The organism is Suttonella ornithocola (genome assembly GCF_001889065.1).
Lineage (GTDB): Bacteria > Pseudomonadota > Gammaproteobacteria > Cardiobacteriales > Cardiobacteriaceae > Suttonella_A > Suttonella_A ornithocola.
Window position 1 is genome coordinate 1 of record NZ_LWHB01000193.1, and the last position, 2,190, is coordinate 2,190.

The window sequence follows — 2,190 nt, forward strand, 5'->3', positions numbered from 1 at the left end:
TTTTTTTTTTTTTTTAGAATATCATATAGTTACAAAATCAGCTGATAATATTAAAATCAAAGATAAAAAGTTAACTATATACATATTCTTTTTTGGAATAAAAATATATTATTGACAACATCCTATTAAAAAATTATTTTACATCTAAACTTCTTATGGTGAAAATAATGAATCCAATCCTTCAAAACTTACTAGAGGATTTAAATCAATCTCTAAATGAAATTCAAGCAGTAATGCTATTTACCATTGACGGTATCGTAATTGCCTCCACATTAGAAGATGAAAAAATAATAGATGAAACAGGTGCTGTTACCGCAGCAATGCAACAATTAGGTATTCGCAGCACAACTCTTTTAAAAAGAGGCGAATTAGCACAAATACAAATACACGCCAATAATGGTTATATCATTCTAAATGGTATTAATAATGAACTAGTATTAGTACTACTAGCACAAAAACAAATCAATATGGGACTAATCTTACATGAAATTAAACGTACACAAATTGCCCTTCTTGAGCAATTGGCATAAAAAAAAGAAATCAAAAGAAGAATATTCTCAAAAAACCACCTTATTAAAGCATCATAATGGTAGCACGCGTAAAGTATTAGTCATTGAAGAAGAATTTCCTTATCCTAGAGGGCAACTAATCATCTCTCGCGTTAATCTAAAGGGAGATATCATTCACGTGAATGAAGCATTCATTACAGTTAGTGGTTACAGTAAAGAAGAACTTATCGGGCAATCACAATCTATCATCCGCCATCCTGATATGCCTAAAACCATATTTAAACAACTATGGGAAACCATTACCCATGGAGACAAATGGTTTGGCTATATCAAAAATCTTAGAAAAGATGGCAAATACTATTGGGTATATGCAACAATTGTTCCCAACTATCGTGATGGAAAAATAATTGGCTATACCGCTGTTAGACGAGAAGCAGCTCCAGAAAAAATTACAGAATACGATGAAATTTATCGAATTATGCGCCAACAGGAGAATAAAGCATGAGTTATATCTCTCGATTCATTATTTCCCCTGATTATAGCCCATCTCATACCCTAGACTGGCATCGCTTAAATAGCGCTCTACAAAAACTATTAGAAACACCACTACACCTTCAACTTCCTAATGGAAACGAGCAATATCATGCCTTATTAAAAGAACAACCGGAATTAGTTTATGTTGGACCATTTGACACTGCTGAGCTAGTCCGTAAACAGGGATATGAACCCCTAGCTAAACCTTTTTCACACTCAGATGAAGTTGTTATCTTTTCTCGTCATGACACCGGCTGTAATAGCATAACTTGTTTACCTAAAAATATCAGAATTATTTGCACGGCGGATAAAGATGTAGAAAAACTTGGGCTAGTATTGCTTGAACCTGTCAGTATCAATAAACAAACAGCCAAATGGGAAAGCGTTGACTATTTCCAAAGCGTCATTCGCAAAGTACAAGATGATATCAATGCCATCGGTATTATTAGAAAAGATATTTATGATAACCTCTCTGAAACCATCCAAAAATGGTGTCAGCCGCTTATTATCAGTCATTTATCAGAACTGTCCCATACTCTACTAATCGCCCCCAACGCAAATAGATTACGAAACAAATTTTTAAATAACTTCGACCGAATTTGTCAAAATACAGAAATCCAAGCTATCCTCAAAAATCTAAACATTAACCAATTTGAAAAATTGGAAAAAGAAGAAGTATTATTTATGAGCGATATCATAGACACACTAATTTAAATAAGTTTAGCCATAATTTATGGTGGTAGAAATACCACCATTTTTTTAGTAACCCATAGCCAAATCAAGACCTTTGCAAAAAAACAAAAATAGAGAAATTTCAATTTTTTAAATTTGGCAAATTCAATTTTGAAGTGCAACGCAGCCGAATCTAGATTTTATCTCAAGGGAAGTTAAGACCCCCAAACATTTTCTGGGACAATTATAGTCAAATCACTTATAATCCAATCTATCCAAAGCAGATATAAAGAACAACTTGTAGTAGAATTATCAAAAACAAACTGAGCATATCCTATGACCTACTGCAGCCAATTCCGACAAAAAATTCTTAACGATATTGCTAATGGAGAAACTTGGCGCGCTGTTGCAAAGCGCTACAAGATCAGCAAATTCACCGTCTATAGCTGGATTAAAAATCCCCATCCTAAACGGC

The 2,190-nt window shown here is 33.5% G+C and carries 4 protein-coding genes; all 4 read left to right on the forward strand.

The features are described from left to right. Positions 1–167: 167 nt before the first annotated feature. A complete protein-coding gene (locus A5N85_RS12555; protein ID WP_072577515.1) occupies positions 168–530 on the forward strand; it encodes a roadblock/LC7 domain-containing protein in 363 nt (120 codons plus the stop codon). Continuing rightward, positions 514–1,014: a PAS domain-containing protein gene (locus A5N85_RS12560; protein WP_072577516.1), complete on the forward strand. Its 501-nt coding sequence runs from the start codon at positions 514–516 to the stop codon at positions 1,012–1,014. The genes A5N85_RS12555 and A5N85_RS12560 overlap by 17 nt, the downstream gene beginning before the upstream one ends. Continuing rightward, complete coding sequence (locus A5N85_RS12565; protein ID WP_072577517.1) at positions 1,011–1,757, forward strand: PhnD/SsuA/transferrin family substrate-binding protein; 747 nt, start codon at positions 1,011–1,013, stop codon at positions 1,755–1,757. The genes A5N85_RS12560 and A5N85_RS12565 overlap by 4 nt, the downstream gene beginning before the upstream one ends. 294 nt (positions 1,758–2,051) lie before the next feature. Continuing rightward, positions 2,052–2,190 (forward strand): helix-turn-helix domain-containing protein (locus tag A5N85_RS17860; protein ID WP_143143296.1); only part of this gene is annotated, 139 nt, incomplete at its 3' end.

Bases quoted from the DNA above. Each gene is read 5' to 3' on its own strand.
- A5N85_RS12555 (WP_072577515.1), top strand. From the start codon at position 168: ATGAATCCAATCCTTCAAAACTTACTAGAGGATTTAAATCAATCTCTA.
- A5N85_RS12565 (WP_072577517.1), top strand. From the start codon at position 1,011: ATGAGTTATATCTCTCGATTCATTATTTCCCCTGATTATAGCCCATCT.